Source organism: Neoalteromonas arenosi, from assembly GCF_030362855.1.
Classification (GTDB): Bacteria; Pseudomonadota; Gammaproteobacteria; order Enterobacterales; family Alteromonadaceae; genus Alteromonas_E; species Alteromonas_E arenosi.
Window position 1 is genome coordinate 192,061 of record NZ_JAUCBP010000001.1, and the last position, 23,700, is coordinate 215,760.

Below are 23,700 nucleotides of genomic sequence, written 5' to 3' on the forward strand. Positions count from 1 at the left end.
AAATTTATGCTAAGCGAACAATTTAACGTCCGGTTTTACGAAACCGACGCCCTTAAACATGTCAGTAATACGGTTGTTGTTGGTTGGTTTGAAACCGCTCGCGAACCGATATTTCGAATGTTTACACAGGAATTAGACCTAGATAACTGGCCACTGATTTTAGCCAGTTATAAAGTCGATTTTCTCAAACAACTCTATTACGGCCACCCGGTAACTATAAAAACTTGGATCAGCCGCATTGGTAAGAGCTCATTCGATGTCTATCAAGAAGTTTGGCAACGCGACGCGTGCTGTGCATCAGGCACTACTACCATGGTGCACTTTGACTATGTGTCACAAGGCTCAAAAGCAATCGAAGGCGAATTAAAACAACAACTAGAAGCCCATCTCAAGGAAGCGGATAAATGACAGATCAAAACCCAGCTATCGGCCAAGATTTTATTGAAGTAATTGATGATGCTCTGCCACTCGAGCTATGCAATCAAATCATTGAGGCGTTTGATAAAAGCCCTAATAAGACACCTGGAAGAACGGGTGGTGGTGTCGATCCTGAGCGCAAAAAAAGTACTGACGTTTCGTTTAGCCAACAGCCTGAATTTGCCCCCTTATTTCAACAAGTCCTGCAAATTACCGGTGAAAATCTGCTCAAGTATATCGACAAATATCACTTTGCCCTGATCGGTCCTATTGGTTTAACCGTGGCACACCCAGAAACCAAGCAACCCATCCGTCTAACGGATGACAATTATGCCGAAGTCGGCCGACCAAACTTACGCAATCTGTTGAACTACTTGTTCCGAATTGGCGAAGTTAACGCGCAGCATTATAAAGCGGGTGATGGTGGTTATCCTTACTGGCACTCCGAAGTGTATCCGCAAATCGACCACAACGAGGCTCTGCACCGCACATTATTGTTTATGTATTACTTAAATGATGTGGAAGAAGGTGGCACGACTGACTTTGTCTATCAAAATAAGTCTATCGCTCCTAAAGCGGGCCGGATGGTGATTGCGCCGACCTCATTTACCCATACTCACAGAGGATGTATGCCAATTTCCAACGACAAATATATTTTAACGTCTTGGATGCTGTTTAATCGCGCGGAAAACATCTATACCAGCGGTCAATAACTGCGCGAAAAAGAGCATAAAAAAAGCCTGCATAATGCAGGCTTTTTTATGCGCTTGAACACTAGTATTTAAACTGTCCCATGATGCGGATGAATTCTTTTGACAAGCGTTCTAGATCTTCACTTACCTCACCTAACTGACTCGAGCTTCTAGCTGTATCATGAGTGCGGTTGTTGATTTCATCAACATTTGAACTGATGCTATCTGCCACGGCTTGCTGCTCACCCGTTGAGTTTGCAATCAGGTCATTCATCTGTGTGATCTTAGCAATAGTTTCATTGATCACGGCCAAGCTCTGACCGGCTTTATTGGCTTCTTCAACACTTACCGATGCTTGCTCGGTGCCTTTGCCCATTACCGTGACCGCAGAACGGGCTGCAGTTTGCAGTTGCTCGATAGTGGCTTGAATCTCTTCAGTCGATTTCTGCGTCCGTGACGCAAGCGTTCTTACTTCATCAGCAACAACCGCGAACCCACGACCTTGTTCGCCTGCTCGTGCTGCCTCAATTGCAGCGTTCAAGGCCAGCAAGTTAGTTTGCTCAGCAATACCTTTGATGACATCCAAAATCACGCCCACTTGATTTGAGTCATCTTCAAGTTTACGAATAACTTCGGCTGTCTCTTCTACACTGTTCGCCAAGGTTTGAATGCTGTTCACAGTAGAATCAACGACGCGCTGGCCATCGCTAGCAGCGTTAGAGGCATCACTTGCAGCACCTGCAGCTTCTGCGGCACTGCTTGCTACAGAGTTTACGCTCACTGTCATATTGTCTACCGCAGTTTTAGCATCTGCAGCTGATCGTTGTTGTGCTGAAATGGTGGTTTGGGTTTGGTCCGATACTTGGTTGAGGTTTCTCGCCAGCTCCGCTAATGGCATTGACGATTCACAAATTTCACGCACAACGTTTTGCAACTTAGCCACAAATTGGTTAAACCAATGCACCAAATCGCCAATTTCATCTTTGTTTTTGGTTTCGATGCGGACCGTTAAGTCGCCGTCTTCTTGGGCGATATCTTTGAGTGATTTAACCACGTCAATAATGCTACTGCGCAAGGATGTTACGATAGGCAACGAAATAGCGAATAACAGCACTACAGTAATGACGCCCATAAACACACCGATGTAAATCAGTGAGTTAGCTTCTTCATTACTACTTTTAATTGCACTTTGAAACGCCGCTAGACGGTCATCACTAAAACGTTCTAATCGCGCTTTAGCATCATCAAAGGCACCGTTCATGCGAGCAGATTGCTCAGCTAACTTTGAAAAATCTGCGGTACCGTTGACCATCGATTCGCTAACCGCGAATGCTGTCGCGTAGTAATTATTAAAGCCGTCTAAAATAGCAGAGGCTTCGGTGCGCAGGGCTGGATCAACATCACCAATCTCGGTTAAATTTTGCTGGGTTAGAGCCGCTAGTTCCTCAGCCCGCCCCAGAGTGTCTTCATCACCTGTAGTCACTGCGGCGCTGAGCGTTTCCTTAACCTTTTCCATATTCACTAGTGCGGCATCAGAAGCACGCAAGGCAGGAAACTGCACTTCTTTGGCATCTTCAAGCGCCACTACGTTGCCACTGGCAACGCTGTAAGTGAGCGCTAAGTAGATAATAAACAGAATTGAACCAATGGCTGGTATCAAATACAGCTTCTGTGCAATAGACATACGAGATAAAAAATTCATAGACACCCTATTATTCTTATGCCGATTCAGTAACGGCAATTCCAGTATAGGCTAAATTTTCTGCGTTTGTTAACCGTCAAATGGCGTTACTGATGCGCCAGATAAAGTGTAGCCTACTGAAGCGATATCGCCGCTCCAACCTTCGGTCGACAATACGCCAGACACCCAAACGGCGTCGTATAGGTTATCTATCGGCACTCCTTCAGTAAATTTTACATAAACAATTTGATTTGAAGGCGGCGGAGGTACATGCACACAGGCGCCGAAGTAGGGTACCAGTAAGAACTCTGTGGTCATTTCCGCAGTACCTTCAAGCGGTACTACAAAGCCTGGGATTTTTACCGACTGGCCGTTTAACTCTCCAACTACCGGAGCATTAGGTAATGCTTGGCTCATATTGCCAAGGTGATTAACCGGTGGTGCGGTTGGGATCTCAAAGCCTTCGGGCATCAAATCTTCCCACCAGACTTCTTTGTACTCTTCGGCGCTTATTGCAGTTGTAAAAAACAGTAGGCCCAAAATGAAAAATGGAATTTTAAATCGCAACGTATTTACCTCTCATAGTTAGCCTTAGTGTGCCACTTAAGAACCTCGCACTACAAACAAAAAGAGCCCAACAGTGTGGGCTCTTCGATAGATGGACTTAAGTCCTACTCAGTGGCTTCATAACGCGCAACGCTAGACGTGATTTCTTCTTTCGCTGCTTCTGGACCATACCAACCATCAATTTTAACCCACTTGTTTGGCTCTAGATCTTTGTAGTGCGCAAAGAAGTGTTCAATTTGCTTTAACAACAATGGCTGAACATCCTCAATCTTGTGAACGTCACGGTAAATCGTCGATAGCTTATCTACCGGAACGGCAAGCACCTTAGCGTCTTCGCCCGACTCATCAGTCATTTTGAGTACGCCAATTGGACGCACTGGGATTACCGAACCCGAAAGTAATGGAAACGGAGTAATGACCAAGACATCGACCGGATCACCATCGTCAGACAGTGTGTTCGGTACATAGCCGTAGTTGGTTGGGTAGTGCATGCACGTTGCCATGAAGCGATCGACAAAAAGCGCACCTGTATCTTTGTCTACTTCGTACTTAACGGGATCTGCGTGAGCAGGGATCTCAATAATTACGTTAACTTCATCAGGGACTTTCTTGCCTGCTGGAATAGCGTTCAAGCTCATCGGTTTATCCTTTCTTAATAAAATATGCGCCGATTATACGGAATTGCATACAAAATTGAATCCACATACGACTATCGTCGTGCGCTTTTTCGCTTCATTTACTCGTAATAGCTTAAACAAGCCTCGATTTCATTCTTCGAGCCCAATAATGTGGGCACGCGCTGATGAATCTCGCTGGGCATCACTTCCATGATGCGACCTGCACCTGTATCAGCCAAACCACCGGCTTGTTCCATCAAAAACGCCATTGGGTTTGCTTCATACAGCAAACGCAATTTTCCGGGCTTGGCAGGATTGCGCTTGTCGAACGGGTAAGCAAAGATGCCTCCGCGACACAAGACACGGTGAATATCGCCCACCATTGCCGCTACCCAACGCATGTTGTAATCCTTCTTCCGCGGTCCTTCTGAACCTGCAATTAAGTCAGCAACATAGCGCTGAATCGGCTCTTCCCAGTGACGTTGGTTAGACGTGTTAATAGCAAATTCTGATGTATCTTCCGGCACTTTGACATTGGCTTGAGTCACCAAAAAACCACCATGAGTTTTGTCCAAGGTATACAAATGCGTGCCACGCCCCGTTGTCATCGCTAACATGGTTGAAGGGCCATATAGTACGTAACCCGCAGCAACCATTTGCGTACCGGGTTGTAAGAATGCCGAAGGATCATCTGGCTCCATCCATTGCGGTGCGTGAGTGATAGAAAAAATAGTCCCAATCAAACTATTAATTTCTGTATTCGATGAGCCATCGAGTGGATCGAAACTGACTAAGTACTTGCCTTCTGGATTGCAAGGTACTACCTCGTCCTCTTCTTCAGATGAAATGGCCTTCACATAACCCGATTCGCGTAATGTATCTTTCAGGATCTGGTTAGAAATAACATCGAGTTTCTTTTGCGTTTCACCTTGTACATTCTCACTCAAGGTAGAGCCCAAAACGCCAGCCAGGGCGCCTTGGCTAACACGGAAAGAAATTTCTTTACAGCCTGCGAGTAGCGTTCGGATTAGTAATATCAGTTCAAGGGGAGCACCATCTTTTTGCAATTGCGAGTTAAGTCGTTTCATTCTGACAACATGCCTTGTTAAATTGTGTAGGGTTTATATTAGTCGTTGTCACCGAGCATCCATTAGCCCGCGACAACTTTTGCTTATTAATGCTTTATTATTGTTCGATTAAGCCTGCTGATTGTAACCTTTGATCGCACAAGAGTGAAATCGGTTATTCGCCAGAAGCAACGCATCTGGTACAGTTCTCATTAACTAAAATAACAACAACACAAATATGCACGTACACATTCTCGGTATTTGCGGCAGTTTTATGGGTGGTATAGCCGCAATTGCCAAATCACTTGGCCATACAGTCACAGGCTCGGATAAGAATGTTTATCCGCCAATGTCAACGCAACTTACCGACCTCGGCATAAGCCTCACTGAAGGCTACGACACGAAGCAATTTGAACCGCTACCCGACATTGTGATTGTCGGCAATGCAATGTCGCGTGGAAATCCTGCGGTCGAATACGTGCTCAATCGCAATATTCCTTACACCAGTGGACCGCAATGGTTATTAGAAAACTTATTGAAAGATCGTTGGGTATTGGCGATTGCCGGCACTCACGGCAAGACCACCACCAGCAGTATGGTTGCATGGATCTTAGAGGCTACCGGTTTAGAGCCCGGTTTTCTGATCGGCGGTGTACCAGAAAATTTTGGCGTTTCGGCTCGCGTTGGTGCCAGCCCATTTTTTGTCATTGAAGCAGATGAATACGACTCAGCATTCTTTGACAAGCGTTCGAAGTTTGTTCATTATCGACCAAGAACGCTTGTTCTTAATAACCTAGAGTTTGATCACGCTGATATTTTTCCCGACCTTGCAGCCATTCAACGGCAATTCCATCACTTGATGCGCATGGTACCGGGCAATGGTATGGCGGTTTATCCAGCTGCGGATGAAAATTTAATGGCAATGCTTGAGCAAGGTTGCTGGTGTGAACAGCAAAGTCTGGGCAACGATTGGCAATATAAATTAATCAATAATGACGGCAGCGCCTTTGATGTTATTCATCAGCAGCAGACAGTTGGCACCGTAAAATGGACGTTGATTGGCCTGCATAATGTCAACAATGCCATGATGGCTATTGCCGCCGCTCATCATGCGGGTGTCCAAATCGATGATGCAATTTCCGCACTCGCCAGCTTCAAAAACGTCAAACGTCGCATGGAACTAAAAGGGAAGGTTGCTAACACCGCCGTATACGATGACTTTGCCCACCATCCCACTGCCATTCAAACCACCCTGGATGGTTTGCGCAATAACGTTGGGAAAGAACGCATTCTAGCGGTCCTAGAACCGCGTTCTAACACGATGAAAATGGGCGTCCACAAAGATTTGCTTGCCCACTCGTGGGCCGCAGCCGATGAAGTATTCGTTTACATGCCCGATACTGTCGACTGGTCTATGGATGAAGTTGTCCAGCACAGCAATAATCCCGTACACGTGTTTAATTGCACCGATGAACTGCTTAAGAGTCTAATGCGTACTCAGAGACAAGTTTCTGAGCCACAGCATATACTTGTGATGAGTAATGGTGGCTTTGCCGGCATCCACGGCAAAATTCTAACTCAATTAGGACATTCTAATGACGGATAAGCATATGCTTGATCAGCCTTGGCCAAAACAAATTTCACTTGCCATAACCGGCGCTTCGGGAGCGCCCTATGCACTGCGGCTATTGGCCCAATTAGTCGCGGCTGATTATCAAGTGTTTTTGATGATCTCATCGGCCGCCAAGGTAGTCTTCGCGACTGAAGAAGGTGTGCAAATCCCTAGCGGTAAAGAACCTGCAGCAAATTGGTTTATTGAGCGCTTTAATGCCAAACAAGAACAGATAGTCTTATGTGGTAAAGAAGATTGGTTTTCGCCGGTCGCTAGTGGCTCATCGGCGCCCAAACAAATGGTGATTTGCCCGTGCTCTACCGGCACATTGTCTGCAGTTGCTAGAGGTGGATGCGATAATTTAATTGAACGTGCGGCCGACGTCACCATCAAAGAGCGTGGGCAACTAATTTTAGTACCCCGCGAAATGCCGTTATCAACCATTCATTTAGAGAATATGCTGACCTTAAGCAAACTCGGCGTGACTATAATGCCCGCAGCGCCAGGGTTTTATCATCAGCCTAAGACTATCGACGATTTGGTTGATTTTGTAGTGGCCCGAATCCTTGATCACCTAGGTATCGAGCAAGGTCTGGTTAATCGCTGGGGCTATAGGCAAAAGTAGCATCTCAATTAAGAACAACTGTTCTTAACCTCCCAAAGCCCTGCGAACCAGGACTAGTCCACATCTAACGGTTCAGGTGACAGGATGATTCCAGTGCTATCAGCGTAGATATGATCTTCAGGCAAGAACGTGACGCCAGCGAAATTAACCGCAATATCAACATCACCAATTTGTTCATCGTCGGCAAGCACCGGAATGCTACCAACAGCGACGATACCAATATCTAAGTCTTCCAGAACATCTACTTCACGCACGCTGCCAAAGCAAATAATCCCCTCCCACTGGTTGTCTGTAGCGATTTGCGCAATATTGGCGTCAATCAGTGCGCGGCGCAGAGAACCACCACCATCGATCAATAGCACCTTACCCTCACCACTTTCAGCAACTACCCGCTCGATTAAGCCGCGATCTTCGTAGCACTTTACCGTGGTGACTTCGCCACCAAACGAAGGCCTGCCGCCATAGCTGATAAAAATAGGTTCAAGTACATCCACGCTATCTGCGAATAAATCGCAAAGTTCTGAAGTGTTGTAGTCCATGTTAAATCCGGTTAGAGGATAGCTGTTCAAGTTCCAGTCTAGCACTGGCGTAATGAAAAGTACCAGTCCGCAGCCGGTAGTTGTCATAAACACTTCTTCAAAGTGTAACAAATGTGTCACTGGTGTTGATTATTCTGCGCAGCATAGAGGTGGCAAAGGATCAGCACTATGCGCTTAGCTACATTGCAGTACATCGATAAAGTAGTGTTTCAGTATTTGTTCAACAAATCGAAACACCGTGATTGTCGACCAATTTTGTGGATTTCACGCACCGGTGACGGCGCTTGTTATCTTCTTATTGCAGCGCTGTTGTGGTGGCTAGACCCCGTGCATGGCCAGTTATTCAGTTACGTTGGCCTGCTAGCATATGCACTTGAGCTACCGTTGTTTATTGTTTTAAAACGCCTTTTTAAGCGACCAAGACCTGCGGATTTGTTCAGCAACTTTAATGCGCATATTCAACCGGCAGATAAATTTAGTTTGCCTTCTGGGCACACTGCTGCGGCCTTTTTAATGGCTGTGATAGTGGCGTATTTTTACCCGTCGATGGCAATTTTAGCCTATACCTGGGCTGGCTTGATTGGTTTATCGCGCATTTTGCTGGGCGTACATTATCCTGGCGATATCCTCGCTGGTGCGGCGCTGGGCACAACCATTGGGTTGTTAAGTTTATATATCATGGTTTAACTATGCTCAAAATTGCCTACGGTGTACAAGGCACCGGCAACGGACACATCACGCGCGCACGGGCAATGGCCCACGCATTTAATCAACGCGACGACGTGCAAGTCGATTATTTTTTCTCCGGCCGAGCCGCAAAGAAATATTTCGATATGGAATGCTTTGGCGCCTATCAAACCTATAGCGGTTTGAGTTTTGTCTGTAAACGCGGCCAAGTGGCCAAATGGCAAACCGTAAAGTCCCAGCAATATCGACAGTTTTATCGCGACTTAAACGCGTTAGACCTACGTCAGTACGATCTGGTTATCAATGACTTCGAGCCACTAACTGCATGGGCAGCCAAACGACAAGGTATACCATCGCTATCGATTAGCCATCAAGCTGCATTCAGTCTCGGAGCGCCCAAGGCCGGTGCAAGTTTTATCGACAACATCATTATGCGCTTTTTTGCCCCAACGGATATTCAGCTGGGTGTACATTGGTTTCACTTTGGCAAAGCCATTTTACCGCCATTCATTGTTGAGCAACCCATTGACAATCCGACTGCTGATAAAGTACTGGTTTATTTGCCATTTGAGTCCATTGAAGACGTACAAGCCATGCTTGAGCCAATCAGCGAGCAACCGTTTGTGTGTTTTCATCCAGACGTACAGCGAACCCACAAACGACAGCATGTTGAATGGCATCCAACTTCACAGAAAGCCTTCAAGCAAGCGCTGGTCAATACCTCTGGGGTGATAGCAAACGCCGGTTTTGAATTGTCCAGTGAAGCCTTGCGATTGGGCAAAAAGTTGTTACTCAAGCCTTTAAATGGGCAATTCGAACAGCTTTCAAATGCCCAAACACTGCGCGATCTTAATCTCTGCGACACTATGTACATCCTCGACACGGACAGTGTCGAAGAGTGGCTTAACGCAGAAAATCTAGAGCCTATCACTTTTCCAAATAATCCGGATATCTTGATTGATTGGCTGATACAAAAAAATTGGGATCAAACTGAGCAGGTATGTCAACAACTATGGCGCCAGGTTAAGTTCCCGGATCGCACTCGCCAGCAGCTCATGAAGCTTGCAATTTAAACCGTCAATGCGATGATAGCGGGATTCTCCGTTAGTACCTTTGGACGTCATCTGCCTTGAAAAAATCTCGTTATTTGGCTCTTGCCGCAGCAACTTGTGTGTTTCTTTCTGCCTGCGGCTATCGAGGCCCACTATATTTACCGCAAGATCCACCGCAAAACACCGAGCAAGAAACTCCTGATTCAGAGCAAACCGATGCTCAGCAAGAGGAGAAATAATGGATTATTTCAATTATGAAGACGGTATTTTGTATGCGGAAGATGTTGCTGTTCAAGAGATTGCTGCTGAGTACGGTACGCCACTTTATATCTATTCGCGAAAAACGTTAGAGCGGCACTGGCGCGCCTTTGATAGCGCTGTTGGCAATCACCCTCACCTTATTTGTTACGCAGTGAAAGCTAACTCTAACTTGGGAGTCTTGAGCGTACTAGCCAAACTTGGCTCGGGTTTCGACATAGTCTCAGCGGGCGAGTTGGCGCGTGTTATCGAAGCTGGCGGTGACCCCAAAAAGGTTGTATTTAGTGGCGTGGGTAAAACGGCCGAAGAAATTGAATATGCGCTAGCATGTAATATTTTGTGCTTCAATGTGGAGTCTGAGTCAGAGTTACAGCGTATCAGTGACGTTGCTGTACGTTGTGGCAAGGTCGCCAATATTTCGCTGCGCATAAACCCAGATGTTGATGCCAAGACTCACCCGTACATTTCTACCGGCCTAAAGGCCAACAAGTTTGGTATTGCTAGCGATAGGGCTCTGGCGACATACGAATTGGCGGCTTCGTTACCCAATCTGCACGTTGTGGGAATGGATTGTCACATTGGCTCACAACTAACTGAGCTATCGCCATTTGTAGATGCACTGAAACGACTCCTAACATTAATTGACCAGTTAGCCGATAAGAATATACACATCAAGCACCTCGATGTGGGTGGTGGCTTAGGCGTGCGCTATAAAGATGAGCAACCACCTCTACCCGACGCATATGCCCAAGCGATGGCCGAACAAATGCAAGGCCGCGAAGACTTAATGTTGATTTTGGAACCCGGCCGCGCGATTAGCGGTAACGCAGGCATATTAGTGACCAAAGTCGAATTCATAAAGGCGGGTGAAGAAAAGAATTTCGCTATTGTTGATGCGGCGATGAATGATTTATTGCGCCCCGCTTTGTACTCTGCTTGGCAAGAAATTATCCCTCTGAAACAAAAATCTAACGCTACGCCAACGGTATACGATATCGTCGGCCCAGTTTGTGAAACCGGTGACTTCTTGGGTAAAGATCGCAAACTAGCGATCAGCGAAGGCGATTTATTAGCCGTTCGCAGTGCCGGAGCATACGGTTTTGTTATGGCGTCAAACTACAACAGTCGCTGCCGTCCAGCCGAGATTTTAGTCGATGAAAATCAAGCCCATGTAGTACGTGAACGAGAAAAACAAAAAGATCTCTGGAAAGGTGAGCACAAGATTTCGTAAACTATAGCTATAAATACAAAAATAATGCGCTAATAATGCTAGTAGACTTCTCAAAAATGCACGGTTTAGGGAACGATTTTGTCGTCATCGACAACGTCTCACAGAACGTGTTTTTGTCGAAAGAAAAGATTCAAAAGCTAGCAGATCGCAACTTTGGTATTGGCTTCGACCAATTGTTAATGGTCGAGCCTCCTTACGATCCCGACCAAGATTTTCACTACCGAATTTTTAACGCCGACGGCTCCGAAGTCTCTCAATGTGGTAATGGTGCGCGCTGTTTTGCGCGGTTTGTAAAACTCAAAGGTTTAACCAATCGTAACAAAATAGTGGTCAGCACCAAGGCTGGCAAAATGGTGTTGTATCTAGAGCGCGACGGAAACGTAACAGTGAATATGGGACGGCCAAACTTCACCCCAAGTGAAATTCCATTAACCGCGCAGAAAGAAGAGAAAACGTACATTATTCGGGCCCAAGAGCACACACTGTTTTGTGGTGCCGTTTCCATGGGCAATCCTCACTGCGTGATGGAAGTAGACGATATCGAAGCGGCTGATGTGGAAACTATCGGCCCTTTGCTGGAGCGGCACGAGCGCTTTCCCGCGGGTGTTAATGTCGGCTTTATGCAAGTGCTCAATCCCACGCATATTAAGCTACGCGTATTTGAACGTGGTGCCGGCGAAACACTCGCATGTGGCAGCGGTGCATGCGCAGCAGTTGCAATAGGACAAATTCAAGGTAAATTAGGCAAAGAAGTGAAAGTTGAACTGCCCGGTGGCAGCTTAAAAATTCGCTGGCAAGGTAAGGATAACGTGATAAAAATGACAGGGCCTGCTGAACACATTTTTGATGGGCAGTTGCAACTATGAAAGATGCAACGCAAACCGCTGACAACGCAATCGCTACCATCGCTCCTGACGATGCTGCGGTGCGCGCCGAAGACGTGCGCGCCTATTTGCTAAACAACCCAGAATTCTTTGCGCACTACCCGGAACTGCTGGAAAAACTGGTCATTCCTCACGAGCAACACGGCAGTGTGTCACTGGTTGAGAAACAGAGCGAGATACTCCGTAACAAAGTCCGTCAGCTAAGCCGAAAAATCCACCAACTTATTGCTATTGCCAAACAAAATGAGCGTATCTACCGCGTTTATGTGGATCTCAACATTCGCCTTTGGCAGTGCAAAGATTTCGCCGACATTCAAAATACGCTTGAGCAAGTTATGCTACAACAACTGAAGCTTTCTGCAGTGTCGATTAAGCCATTTTCAGGCCCCTTTGCGATGTCGGAAATCCACCAGCGCTTGTTTGTTGAAAAGCATTTCAAAAACAAAATGTTTTATTTCGGACGCTTAAGCGCCCATGAAAAACAGTTATTATTCGACGAGCAACCTGCTGAATCCGCTGTTTTAGTGCGGTTAGGCGAAGAAAATGATTTAGGAATACTCGCTGTTGGCAGCAATGATCCTGGGCATTTCAATCCTGATATGGATACTTTGCTACTTACCCAACTTCAGCAATTCCTCAACATTCTACTGCCTGATTTAGTCAGTTATTAATGTGTGAATGGCATGTCAATCACGACATGGATTGAGCGATTTATTCAATTCCTGCGTGCAGAGCGCGGACTTTCACCGCATACTTGCAGTAATTACACCCGACAGTTAACCCAACTCTTTGCGGATTGCGGCGTCGAAGAGCCTCAGCAACTCACTCAGCAACATGTTAAACGCGCACTAATGATCGCGCGACAACAAGGTTTGAGTGCGCGAAGCAGTGCGACACGTCTTTCAGCGCTGCGGACATTCTGCAAATATCTGCGCGACAGGGGAGAAATTGAACACGACCCTTGCGTTGGTGTTAGCGCACCGAAACAAGGCAAGCCTTTACCGAAGCACTTAAGTGTCGATGAAGCCCAGCAGTTGCTTGATTCTCAGAGCGCTCCCGAGCAAGACCCCGCTATCACTTGCCGCGACGAAGCCATGTTTGAGTTGCTGTATGGCTGTGGCTTACGGTTAGCCGAGCTAACCAACATCCAGCTCGAAGACATTCAGCCTGATGCCACGCTTCGAGTAACGGGTAAAGGCAATAAACAACGTCTGTTACCGATCGGCGAGAAGGCCCTTGAAGCATTGCACGCGTGGTTAAAAATCCGTAGTACTTTCGCTACAAGTACAGATAACGCCCTGTTCATCAGTAAACAAAATCGGCGTATATCCAACCGTCAAGTTGCCAATCGCCTTAAGCAAATGGCTATTGCTCGAGGTTTAGATAGCTCAGTCAGCCCACATAAACTGCGCCATTCCTTTGCTACGCACGTATTAGAATCCAGTGGAGATTTACGCGCAGTGCAAGAGCTATTGGGGCACGCTAATTTGTCGACGACTCAAGTGTATACACACTTAGATTTTCAGCATTTAGCATCGGTTTATGATAAGGCTCACCCGCGCGCTAAGAAAAAGTAAGGTTAAATATGCTCGTTTTCCGTCAGCTGCAAAGGCCACAAGCGATTACGTTCGACTTAGATGACACCCTGTATGACAACGGTCCGATCATTCGTCGCGCAACCGCCAAATTACAAGACTATATCACTACTGAGCACCCAGCGATTGCAGCGTTAGTTCCGTCCCAATGGAACCCATGTAGAAAAGCCGCGATTCGACAAGACCCCCGCTTGAGTTCAGATATGACACGTTTACGCAAAGCTGTGTTGAGACGTTTAGGCGAACTGGCGGGCTATAGCGCAGAGCAATGCGAACAGCTTGCAGAGTCTGGCTATCAAGTGTTCTATCAGGCAAGAAGTGACTTTAGCATTAATGAGAATGTATATTCTTTATTATCAGAACTGGTTAAACACATGCCAATTGTAGCTATAACTAATGGCAATGTGGATTTGCAGCAAGTCGGTATTGGACATTTATTTAGTGCGTGTTATCAAGCCAATATTCACGCCCCCATGAAGCCTTCTCCCGTGATGTTTGATCGTGCATTAGTAGAGTTGGGGTTACCTGCTGAGCGGGTACTTCACGTTGGCGATCACCTCGTCAAGGACGTATGGGCCGCACACCAAGTCGGTATGCAAAGCGCTTGGTTTGCGTGTAATCGCGAGATGAACTTGCGCAACGAGCCTTGTCGTATACTACCTACTGTGCAGTTATGTGCACTCAATGACTTACTTAAGTTAGTCGGTTAGCAGATAAAGAATAGCTATTCTTTATCTGCTAGGACGTTCTGCTGCATAGAGTCGCAAGGCATACAACAGTCGGGCTTACCAACGACTTTAGCTGGTACACCAACCACCGTTACCCCAGCAGGCACGTTGTCGAGTACAACACTGCCAGCGCCAACCTTAGAGCCGTGCCCTACTTCAATATTGCCTAATATCTTTGCGCCGGAGCCAACCATCACACCCTCGCGGATTTTCGGGTGGCGGTCGCCCGATTGATTCCCAGTTCCACCCAGCGTAACGTTTTGCAGGATCGAAACGTTGTCTTCAACCACGGCAGTTTCGCCAATAACAATACCGGTCGCGTGGTCAAACATTACGCCTTTACCAATGGTTGCAGCTGGATGGATGTCAACGCCAAATACCTCCGAATTGCGACTTTGTAAAAACAACGCGAGATCAGTCCGCCCCTGTAGCCACAGGTAATGAGCGAGTCGATGTACCTGTATAGATTGAAAGCCTTTGAAGTACATGAGCACCGGTAAAAAGGTGCTGACCGCTGGGTCGCGATTAACAATTGCGAGGATATCAGTGGTCGCAGCTTCGGCAATATGCGGCTGCAGTAAATAGGCCTGCTCAAATACTTCGCGAATGGCTAAGGCTGGCATCACGTTGTCGGCGAGCTTATTGGATAAAATAAAACTCAATGAACTTTCAAAGTTATGGTGAGCAAGAATACAAGCGTGCACATAGCTCGCCAGTAACGGTTCTTGTTGAGCCGTTTTATGTGCTTGCTGTTTTAGGTCTAGCCAAAACGACTGTGTTTTACTTTCGAATGCATGCATAGTGAGTATTCCTTGCGCCGCAATACTTCGTTTAGTTGGGATGAAGATTAATAATTCAATAAACCGAACTAAGAATAGTAAACTTTCATTGAGTGTCAGCATCGTTGTTATCAATCGGCCGTTTATTGCGATGTATAGCGGGTTGCAAGACTCAGTGCTGTATAAATTCACAGATAAACTGCTATACTCGCGCTTCCAGAAGTAACAAGTACGGTAAGTATGGACGTCTCTCGATTACTCGATGATCTCAATGATAAACAACGCGATGCAGTAGCCGCTAAACCCTCTGATATGCTGGTGTTGGCAGGAGCGGGCAGTGGTAAAACACGCGTGTTGGTGCACCGCATTGCTTGGTTAATGGAAGTCGAGAGGATCGCTTCGCACAGCATTTTGGCCGTAACCTTTACCAACAAAGCGGCACGTGAGATGCGCGGTCGCATCGAAAGCTTAATGCAACAATCCTTACATACTATGTGGATTGGTACATTCCATGGTTTGGCGCACCGACTGTTACGCAGTCACTACGACGAAGCGCGTTTGCCACAAAGCTTTCAAATTCTCGACTCGGACGACCAGTATCGGCTTATTCGGCGTGTGCTTAAAAGTATGAATTTAGATGAAAAGCACTACCCGCCAAAACAGATCCAGTGGTTTATCAACGGCAATAAAGACGAGGGATTGCGGCCACAGCATATCGAAACTCACAACGACCCAACACAGATAAAGATGCGCGAAATTTATGAGGTATATCAGCAAACTTGTGATCGTGCCGGCCTTGTGGACTTTGCTGAATTATTACTGCGCGCTCACGAACTGTGGCTCAATCACCCGACGTTGTTAGCTCACTATCAAAAGCGTTTTCGCGCAATTCTGGTCGATGAGTTTCAAGATACCAACAATATTCAGTATGCCTGGCTGCGGTTATTAGCCGGTGGTGACAACAATATGATGATCGTCGGCGATGACGATCAATCCATCTATGGCTGGCGCGGAGCGAACGTCAATAATATCCAGTATTTCTTACGCGATTTCCCCGCTGCCGAAACGATTCGCCTTGAGCAAAACTATCGCTCAACCGGCAATATCCTTAAAGCCGCCAACGCCGTTATTGATCACAACCACGGTCGCTTGGGCAAAGAGCTTTGGACTGAAGGCGAAGAGGGCGAAAAGATATCTATATACGCCGGCTTTAACGAACTCGACGAAGCCCGCTTTATTGTCTCGCAGATTAAGCGTTGGAGTGATTATGGCAATGCGTTAAGCGACTGCGCGATTTTATATCGCAATAATGCTCAGTCTCGGGTATTAGAAGAGGCCTTGCTGCATCAGTCGCTGGCGTATCGCATATATGGTGGTCTGCGCTTTTTCGAGCGGCAGGAGATCAAAGACGCTTTGGGCTATCTACGCATGATCAATCAACCCTTAGATGATGCAGCCTTTGAGCGTGTAGTTAATACACCTACTCGCGGTATTGGTGAACGTACGTTAGCACAAGTGCGCGAGCACGCCCGCACAATTGAACAGTCGCTGTGGCAAACTGCATTAATTATGCTAGCTGACAAGCGCTTATCTGGACGTGCAGCGACAGCCCTACAAGGCTTTATCGATCTTATCTTGTCACTCAAGCAAGCCATCACCGACCTGCCATTAGATCAACAAGCAGATACGGTGATCAAGCGCTCAGGCCTATTGGCAATGTACCAGGCTGAAAAGGGAGAAAAAGCACAGTCACGGATCGAAAACTTAGAGGAACTAGTATCCGCCTGTAAAGAATTTGAAATGCCAGATGATGTTGAAAATATGACGATGCTGGACGCATTTCTCGCTCACGCATCGTTGGAGGCGGGCGAGGCACAAGCGGATGCTCACCAGGACGCGGTGCAGATGATGACTATCCATACCGCCAAGGGTTTAGAGTACCCGATGGTTTTTCTTGCCGGCGTTGAAGAGGGCATGTTTCCGAGTCAGCAAAGCCATGAAGAGCCCGGCCGCTTGGAGGAAGAACGTCGCCTCTGCTACGTAGGTATGACCCGCGCTATGCAAAAACTGTATGTTACCTATGCTGAATCTCGCCGAGTTTATGGACAAGACAAATTTCATACGCAATCGCGCTTTATCAAAGAAATGCCCAAAGACTGTGTTGAAGAAGTGCGCTTGCGCACCACCATTTCCAGACCAGTACACAACCGCTTCAGTCAGCAAACTACGGTTGAAACGTTCGAAGAGAGTGGCTTTGGACTGGGAGACCGCGTTATGCATGGCAAATTCGGTGACGGTACCGTATTGAACTGCGAAGGCTCAGGTGCTCAGGCCCGCATCCAAGTGAACTTTGACGACGTTGGCACTAAGTGGCTGATGCTTAATTACGCAAAATTATCCAAACTCTAATTTGCTTGTTATAGTTTCAGGACTCGAGGTATAAAAGGCTGCGCGCACATGCAAAAAAAAGTACTGGTGATTGAAGACAGTTCTACTAGCATGAAGCTGATCACCAAGTTGGTGCAGCAAGCGTTGTTAATTCCAGTATGTGCTTCCTCTTTGACGGCTGCCCGTCACATGTTCGGTCATTCAAATCCGGAAGAATATCTATGTGCAGTAGTCGATTACAACTTGCCCGATGCGCCTAACGGTGAGGCCATTGATTTCACAATCGAAAGCTTTATCCCGACCATTGTCGTTACCGGTCGCCTGGATGATGACACTCGAGAGCACATACTGAGTAAAGACGTTGTCGACTACATCCCCAAAGAAAATGCCCAGGTTTATGATTATTTGAGCCGACTGCTGGCAAGACTCGATAAAAATAAAGATATTGGTGTATTGGTCGTTGACGACTCGCGGGTTGGCCGCGCTTCAATGGCATCGTTATTACGGCTACACAACTTTCAAACTTTTGAAGCGGATTCGGCCCAGCAAGGTTTAGCCATTTTACACGAGCGTCCGAATATTCAGTTAGTTGTAACTGATTACCATATGCCTGATATGAACGGTACCGAGTTTGTTGCCGAGCTACGTAAATCTATGACCAAAGAACGGCTGGCGATCATTGGCGTATCTGCAGGCAATAGTTCACTGTTATCAGCGCGCTTTTTGAAAAGTGGGGCTAATGACTTCTTACACAAACCTTTTTGCCAAGAAGAGTTTTTGGTGCGGATCAATCAAAATGTCGAATATATTGAGAACGTTGAAGCTATTCGCCGCGCTGCCAATTCTGATTATCTCACCGGTTTACCCAATCGCCGCCACTTTTTCTATTCGGTAAATCACGTCACGCGCAATCAACCGAACCATCAAGTCATTGCGCTTATCGATCTCGACCACTTTAAAAAAATCAATGATACCTATGGCCATGATGCTGGTGACAAGGTGCTTAAAGACGTCGCTAAGATCCTAGCTAGTCAATTTTCAGACGTTTACGTGTCGCGATTTGGCGGCGAGGAATTCTGTATCTATCTGCCCGATATTAACCCCATCGAAGCGATTGAACGGCTGGAACAATTGCGGGAATCCATTCAGAGCCGCAACATCAAATTTCAACAACAAGTGTTGAAAGTGACCACCAGTATTGGTGTAACGACTATTGGTAGGAAAAATTTAGAGGCCATGCTGGCAACTGCTGATTCGTTGCTCTATCAAGCCAAATCAGATGGTCGCAACCGCATCGTTCACGACCACAACGTGAGCTAACCGACCTTAGCGGCTCGTTGTTGCTGCCGATAATTACGCAGTGAATCTAGGCAAAAAATCACCAGTCCCGTCCACACAAAACCGAAGGTGATCAAGCGGGCAACATCCAACGGCTCTTGATAGTAAAATACCGCCAACAAAAACATAATACTCGGACCGATATACTGGAAAAACCCAAGGGTCGAATACTGGATCCGGCGCGCTGCCGCAGTAAAACACAACAGTGGTGCAGTGGTAATTACCCCCGCTAGCAGGAGTAAAGTGTTGGAATATGTGTCGTTAGTTAACATATTGCTCCCCTCTCCGCCAAACACCAGCCAATAGACCACAGCAGCAGGCAACATCATCGATGTTTCAATAAATAAACCGGGCATAGAATCGACAGCGACTTTTTTACGCAGCAGGCCATACAACGAAAAGCTTATGGCCAAAACTAAGGCAATCCAAGGCAGATATCCGAGTCCCGCAATGGCAATCGCGACACCGGTAATGGCTAACACTACGGCAGCCTTTTGCATTGGTCGTAAACGTTCTGCCAAGAACAAACGGCCAAAAAGAATATTAAACAGTGGGTTAATATAGTAACCCAAACTGGCTTCCAGTAACTGATCATTATTAACCGCCCAAATGAACAATAACCAATTTGCGGCTAACAATAGGCCTGCGGCGAGTAGAATAAGCATTACGTTGCGAGAGGTAATTGCCGCTTTTATTTTCGGCCATTGATTGCGCAAAACCACGAGAATTAAAAGGAGTATCGCTGACCAAACAACGCGATGCACCAAAATTTCCGTTGCTGGCATAAAGTCCAACAACTTAAAATACATGGGCGCAAAGCCCCACATGCTATAGGCTGCAATAGCGAATAACACTCCGGCACGTGTTTGTTGATCTAATGAAGCGGTCACGGCTTTTTCACATCGAAAATTGAGGCCGCGTATTGTAACGGCAACTCATGCCAAGGTCACAGTAAAAAAAGTGTACCCAAGCCTAAAAACGCGACAAATCCCACAATATCAGTGACGGTAGTCAAGATGACTGAACCCGATAACGCTGGGTCTATTTTTAATTTGTCCAATAAAACCGGAATGAATACACCAGCACATGCCGCACAAACGATATTAGCCAATATTGCCAGTGCGATAACTAGGCCTAAGACCGGGTTCGCAAACCAAAAGTAAGCCACTATACCTATCACAATTGCCCAGATAATGCCGTTCACACCGCCCACTTGGAACTCTTTGGTCAAAAGTGCCTTCATGTTTGCTGCCGTAACCTGTCTTAGGGCTAGACCGCGCACGATCAGGGTTAATGTCTGACTGCCAGCAATCCCTCCCATACTCGCGACTACCGGCATTAAAACAGCGAGCGCGACAACTTGTTGCAATGTGGCTTCAAACAAGCCAATGAACCAAGAGGCTAAAAACGCCGTGATCAAGTTAATACCCAACCAAAGTGCGCGATTTTTGGCACTCTTGGCCACCGGCGAGAATAAATCCTCATCTTCATCCATACCGGCGGTTGCCATCACTTGACGCTCATAATTTTCGTTGATTAATTCTGAGGCAGCGCCAATATCCAAGCGTCCTACAAGCTTATTATTGTCATCCACTGCCGGTAACGACGTGTAACCCGAGCGTTGCACTAGCAAAGACGCTGAGACATTCTCGTCGGTGGCCTTGAGCACGGTAAGTCCTTCCTCAGCAAGTTCAACCAAAGGAATGTGCTCAGCAGCGTTAAATACACGCGCGAGTTTCACCGCTTCGGCAAATTGGCCTGATCGATTCAATAAATAAATGGTATCGCAGTAGCTTGGCACCCCCCTACGGATCAACCGCAATCCTTCTCGCACCTTTGCATTGAGAGGTAAAACCAGCATGTCGTGATTGAGCCAGTGACCAATTTGCTCAACCGGGAATTGGCGTGCATCATCAAAGTAGGCTTGTTGCTGTGAATCGAGAGCCTCATACGCGCGGTCGATGAGTCGATTGGGTAGTGAGTCCATCAACTCCAATAAATCTTCAGCATCAATGTCACTAAAGATGCTTGCCCACTGATCCTGCGGCGTTGCGTCGATCAAAATTTCGCGCGGATCAGAGCGCATCTCCACCAACACATCGAGCATTCTGTGGCGAGGTAAGGCACTAAAGGTGCTTATCCGCTGCTCTACCGGCAGCGATTCGAGAATAAGCGCTATATCTGCATCTTCCTGCTCCAGCATATTTGCAGAGCGGGCAATTTGCGAAGCGTCTTCAGGGGTGCTTACTAACTCGTCAATTAACTCAGGTAATTGTTCGTTCATTGCTGATCCTTACAACAGAATGTTGAAAACTTGTGCCAGTTAGCCAGTGAAGCCAACGCATAAAACGCGTATCATTAGCCGTTGAGAGAATAACCCTAACTGAGCCAAGTTTATCACTAGCATGCAAACTCCTGTAGTCAAACCTGCCACTTATGCAACGCCCTTAGCGGCTCTTGAAGAAGTATTTGGCTACCCACAGTTTCGCGCAGGTCAATTAGCCGCTATTGAGAATACCTTAGCGGGAAAAGACAGTTTAATCTTGATGCCTACCGGTGGTGGCAAGTCCTTGTGTTATCAAGTTCCAGCGCTGCTAACGAGCGGTGTAACCATCGTTGTATCGCCGTTGATTGCGCTGATGCAAGACCAAGTTGAACAGCTATTGCAAAACGGTATTAAGGCCGCCTTTATCAATAGCAGCCTAGATGACATAGCGATTCAAACTACCTTGGCCAAAGTCACCAGTAGTGAACTAGACATTCTCTATGTGGCGCCCGAGCGACTTTTACAGGGCCGATTTTTAAGGCTGCTGCAATCGGTAACCATTGCCTCTTTTGCCGTGGATGAAGCGCATTGCGTGTCACATTGGGGTCACGATTTTCGCCCTGAGTACAGACGACTTGGGGAGCTGAAGTCGTTGTTTCCTGGCGTCCCGGTAATAGCACTTACCGCCACGGCAGATAATACGACACAGGCCGATATTCAGTTCCAATTAGGCTTACAAGAACCGTTAGTCTTGAAAAATAGCTTTGACCGACCCAACATTCGCTACAACGTTTTGCCAAAGTATAAACCTTTCGATCAAATCTTAGCCTATTTAAAGCAACAAGACGGCAGTGGCATTATCTATTGCAACAGTCGACGTAAAGTCGATGAGTTAAGTGAGAAACTCCATCGCAATGGTTTAAAAGCAGCAGGCTATCACGCCGGCATGGAAACAGAAGAGCGCCAACGGGTTCAGCGCCAATTTCAAACCGATGCGATTGATATTGTGGTCGCCACCGTTGCTTTTGGTATGGGTATCAATAAGAGTAACGTGCGTTTTGTTATTCACCACGATGTACCGCGAAGTATCGAAGCGTATTATCAAGAGACTGGGCGAGCGGGACGCGATGGTATGCCGTCAGAAGCGCTACTGCTATTTGATGAAAAAGACGGTGCACGTATTCGCCAGTGGATTGCTATGGGCAATAGTGAGCGTGAATCAATAGAACTGCAAAAGTTCAGTGCAATGGAGGCATTTGCGGAGGCTCAAACCTGCCGTAGACAAGTACTGCTGAATTATTTTTCTGAGTATGCAGGTACCGAATGCGGTAATTGCGATGTCTGTCTCGACCCACCACGACATTTCGATGGCTTAGTAACTGCGCAGAAGTTGTTATCCTGTATTCTGCGCATAGCCCAACCAGTGGGTGCGCAATATTTAATTGATGTACTCCGCGGAAAGTCGCATAAACGGATTGTTGAAAACAATCACCAAGCCTTATCAACCTATGGGATTGGCAAAGAGCAAACTGACACTTATTGGCATAGCATTATCAATCAACTCGTCCATAAAGGACTGATTCGCATTGACATCACTGATAACGCGAGCTTAAAGCTCACGGAGGCAGCGCGCGGCGTATTACGCGGTGAAGCCCCCTGCAAATTGGCTATACCACGCTTGAGCGTTAAACCGACGAAAGTCGATAAGTTCCAGGCTAAAGATTACGATAAGCAATTATTTGCACGTTTGAAGCACTTGCGTAAATCCATTGCTGACGAAGATGGTGTACCGCCATTTGTAGTCTTCAGTGACGCGTCATTAGCCGACATGGCGGCGCAGTTACCGACAACTAAAAATGAATTTCTCAGGGTGAGCGGCGTTGGCGCTACTAAATTAGAGCGGTATGGCGATGCGTTCTTAGCTGCCATCAGTAATTATCTCGATCGGACCACGCTGTCAGATTAACATTTAAATTCGCTATCTAAACCACATCTGAACTCATATAAACGCTATGCGTAGTCGTATTTACCGCCTTTCTCTAGCCCCCTTTGATAGGCTTCACGTGCGTGCACTCGCTCAACAAATGCGCGAATAGCTGGAGGCGCTTGCTTGCCTTGTTTCGCCACAATCGCCTCAAGCGGAAAACTCATCTGAAAGTCCGCAGCACTCAATGACTCGCCAACGAACCATTGTCTATCGGCTAAATGGCGTTCAACAAACTCTATATTAGCTTTGATATTGGGGCCGAAGTAAGCATCCATTACAGCGTTGACGAACTTATCGATGATGTACTTGATGAAGAAAGGGGCCGCTTTCTCTTTACCTTTCTCCAGCACCATACGCGTTACGAGCGGAGGCATAAAACTCCCCTCAGCAAAGTGCAACCAGAATGACTGTTCTTGTTTCTCAGTTTCGCTGAGCTCGCCAAGAACTCGTCCATTTCCGTACTGTGTAATAATGTACTCAATTATCGCGCCGGATTCCGCAATGGTCGCATCACCGTCAGTAATTACAGGGCTTCTACCAAGAGGATGGACGAGCTTCAGTTGTGCGGGAGCTAGATTAGTTTTGGCGTCGCGCTGATAGGTCTTAAGCGTGTAATCTACCTGTAACTCCTCGAGTAACCACAGAATCCGTTGCGACCTTGAGTTGTTTAGATGATGTAATACCAGCATG

24 protein-coding genes are annotated in these 23,700 nt (G+C 46.8%); 15 read left to right on the forward strand and 9 right to left on the reverse strand.

Translation table 11 applies throughout. The features are described 5' to 3' along the window. The first annotated feature begins 6 nt into the window (after window positions 1–6). On the forward strand, window positions 7–408 hold the full coding sequence (locus tag QTP81_RS00875) for an acyl-CoA thioesterase (RefSeq protein WP_289363064.1): 402 nt from the start codon (window positions 7–9) through the stop codon (window positions 406–408). Further along, window positions 405–1,130, forward strand: coding sequence for a 2OG-Fe(II) oxygenase (locus QTP81_RS00880; protein WP_289363065.1), 726 nt, complete (start codon window positions 405–407; stop codon window positions 1,128–1,130). The genes QTP81_RS00875 and QTP81_RS00880 overlap by 4 nt, the downstream gene beginning before the upstream one ends. Before the next feature lie 61 nt (window positions 1,131–1,191). On the opposite strand, the gene QTP81_RS00885 is transcribed toward QTP81_RS00880, so the two are convergent. The 4 genes from QTP81_RS00885 to QTP81_RS00900 all read right to left on the reverse strand — a co-directional run bounded on the left by QTP81_RS00885 (window position 1,192) and on the right by QTP81_RS00900 (window position 5,062). Further along, entirely contained in the window at window positions 1,192–2,811 is a 1,620-nt protein-coding gene (locus tag QTP81_RS00885; protein ID WP_289363066.1) for a methyl-accepting chemotaxis protein, read from the reverse strand. Window positions 2,812–2,880: 69 nt separating this feature from the next. Continuing rightward, complete coding sequence (locus tag QTP81_RS00890) at window positions 2,881–3,333, reverse strand: DUF3299 domain-containing protein (protein ID WP_289363371.1); 453 nt, start codon at window positions 3,331–3,333, stop codon at window positions 2,881–2,883. 128 nt (window positions 3,334–3,461) lie between these two features. Next, window positions 3,462–3,995: an inorganic diphosphatase gene (gene ppa, locus QTP81_RS00895; protein WP_289363067.1), complete on the reverse strand. Its 534-nt coding sequence runs from the start codon at window positions 3,993–3,995 to the stop codon at window positions 3,462–3,464. A 98-nt stretch (window positions 3,996–4,093) separates the two neighbouring features. Then, the gene (locus QTP81_RS00900) at window positions 4,094–5,062 is read right to left on the reverse strand and encodes a class 1 fructose-bisphosphatase (protein WP_289363068.1); all 969 of its coding nucleotides are present in this window, start codon (window positions 5,060–5,062) and stop codon (window positions 4,094–4,096) included. A gap of 217 nt (window positions 5,063–5,279) precedes the next feature. On the opposite strand from QTP81_RS00900, the gene mpl reads away from it, so the two are divergent. Further along, complete coding sequence (mpl, locus tag QTP81_RS00905; protein ID WP_289363069.1) at window positions 5,280–6,647, forward strand: UDP-N-acetylmuramate:L-alanyl-gamma-D-glutamyl-meso-diaminopimelate ligase; 1,368 nt, start codon at window positions 5,280–5,282, stop codon at window positions 6,645–6,647. Continuing rightward, on the forward strand, window positions 6,637–7,278 hold the full coding sequence (locus QTP81_RS00910; protein WP_289363071.1) for a flavin prenyltransferase UbiX: 642 nt from the start codon (window positions 6,637–6,639) through the stop codon (window positions 7,276–7,278). The genes mpl and QTP81_RS00910 overlap by 11 nt, the downstream gene beginning before the upstream one ends. A gap of 53 nt (window positions 7,279–7,331) precedes the next feature. Here the strand turns inward: QTP81_RS00910 and rraA are convergent, their stop codons facing one another. Further along, window positions 7,332–7,817: a ribonuclease E activity regulator RraA gene (gene rraA / locus QTP81_RS00915; protein WP_289363372.1), complete on the reverse strand. Its 486-nt coding sequence runs from the start codon at window positions 7,815–7,817 to the stop codon at window positions 7,332–7,334. 168 nt (window positions 7,818–7,985) lie between these two features. On the opposite strand from rraA, the gene QTP81_RS00920 reads away from it, so the two are divergent. From QTP81_RS00920 to QTP81_RS00955, 8 genes are read left to right on the forward strand one after another with little or no spacing between them, the layout of a single operon-like run. Next, window positions 7,986–8,504, forward strand: coding sequence for a phosphatase PAP2 family protein (locus QTP81_RS00920; protein WP_289363072.1), 519 nt, complete (start codon window positions 7,986–7,988; stop codon window positions 8,502–8,504). 2 nt (window positions 8,505–8,506) lie between these two features. Beyond that, window positions 8,507–9,577: an MJ1255/VC2487 family glycosyltransferase gene (locus QTP81_RS00925; RefSeq protein WP_289363074.1), complete on the forward strand. Its 1,071-nt coding sequence runs from the start codon at window positions 8,507–8,509 to the stop codon at window positions 9,575–9,577. Window positions 9,578–9,633: 56 nt separating this feature from the next. Beyond that, entirely contained in the window at window positions 9,634–9,795 is a 162-nt protein-coding gene (lptM, locus tag QTP81_RS00930) for an LPS translocon maturation chaperone LptM (protein WP_289363075.1), read from the forward strand. Beyond that, window positions 9,795–11,045 carry a diaminopimelate decarboxylase gene (gene lysA, locus QTP81_RS00935; protein WP_289363077.1) on the forward strand — a complete coding sequence of 417 codons (1,251 nt, stop codon included), beginning with the start codon at window positions 9,795–9,797 and terminating at the stop codon, window positions 11,043–11,045. Before lptM ends, lysA begins: the two co-directional genes overlap by 1 nt. Before the next feature lie 35 nt (window positions 11,046–11,080). Further along, window positions 11,081–11,911, forward strand: a complete 831-nt coding sequence (gene dapF / locus QTP81_RS00940) for a diaminopimelate epimerase (RefSeq protein WP_289363078.1) — start codon at window positions 11,081–11,083, stop codon at window positions 11,909–11,911. After that, the gene (locus QTP81_RS00945; protein WP_289363079.1) at window positions 11,908–12,600 is read left to right on the forward strand and encodes a DUF484 family protein; all 693 of its coding nucleotides are present in this window, start codon (window positions 11,908–11,910) and stop codon (window positions 12,598–12,600) included. The genes dapF and QTP81_RS00945 overlap by 4 nt, the downstream gene beginning before the upstream one ends. 12 nt (window positions 12,601–12,612) lie before the next feature. After that, entirely contained in the window at window positions 12,613–13,506 is an 894-nt protein-coding gene (xerC, locus tag QTP81_RS00950) for a tyrosine recombinase XerC (RefSeq protein WP_289363080.1), read from the forward strand. Window positions 13,507–13,514: 8 nt separating this feature from the next. Further along, entirely contained in the window at window positions 13,515–14,234 is a 720-nt protein-coding gene (locus QTP81_RS00955) for an HAD-IA family hydrolase (protein ID WP_289363081.1), read from the forward strand. A gap of 14 nt (window positions 14,235–14,248) precedes the next feature. Here QTP81_RS00955 and cysE read toward each other — a convergent pair whose 3' ends face one another. Next, a complete protein-coding gene (gene cysE, locus QTP81_RS00960) occupies window positions 14,249–15,052 on the reverse strand; it encodes a serine O-acetyltransferase (RefSeq protein WP_289363082.1) in 804 nt (267 codons plus the stop codon). 219 nt (window positions 15,053–15,271) lie between these two features. On the opposite strand from cysE, the gene uvrD reads away from it, so the two are divergent. Both uvrD and QTP81_RS00970 read left to right on the forward strand, forming a co-directional pair. Further along, the gene (gene uvrD, locus QTP81_RS00965; RefSeq protein WP_289363083.1) at window positions 15,272–17,440 is read left to right on the forward strand and encodes a DNA helicase II; all 2,169 of its coding nucleotides are present in this window, start codon (window positions 15,272–15,274) and stop codon (window positions 17,438–17,440) included. 48 nt (window positions 17,441–17,488) lie between these two features. After that, on the forward strand, window positions 17,489–18,739 hold the full coding sequence (locus tag QTP81_RS00970; RefSeq protein WP_289363084.1) for a GGDEF domain-containing response regulator: 1,251 nt from the start codon (window positions 17,489–17,491) through the stop codon (window positions 18,737–18,739). On the opposite strand, the gene rarD is transcribed toward QTP81_RS00970, so the two are convergent. Both rarD and QTP81_RS00980 read right to left on the reverse strand, forming a co-directional pair. Further along, entirely contained in the window at window positions 18,736–19,647 is a 912-nt protein-coding gene (gene rarD, locus QTP81_RS00975) for an EamA family transporter RarD (RefSeq protein WP_289363085.1), read from the reverse strand. The two genes, QTP81_RS00970 and rarD, sit on opposite strands and share 4 nt — an antisense overlap. A gap of 56 nt (window positions 19,648–19,703) precedes the next feature. After that, window positions 19,704–21,041, reverse strand: coding sequence for a magnesium transporter (locus QTP81_RS00980; protein WP_289363087.1), 1,338 nt, complete (start codon window positions 21,039–21,041; stop codon window positions 19,704–19,706). A 121-nt stretch (window positions 21,042–21,162) separates the two neighbouring features. On the opposite strand from QTP81_RS00980, the gene recQ reads away from it, so the two are divergent. After that, entirely contained in the window at window positions 21,163–22,989 is a 1,827-nt protein-coding gene (gene recQ / locus QTP81_RS00985; protein ID WP_289363088.1) for a DNA helicase RecQ, read from the forward strand. A 44-nt stretch (window positions 22,990–23,033) separates the two neighbouring features. Here the strand turns inward: recQ and QTP81_RS00990 are convergent, their stop codons facing one another. Then, window positions 23,034–23,699, reverse strand: coding sequence for a glutathione S-transferase family protein (locus tag QTP81_RS00990; RefSeq protein WP_289363090.1), 666 nt, complete (start codon window positions 23,697–23,699; stop codon window positions 23,034–23,036). Window position 23,700: the final 1 nt, after the last annotated feature.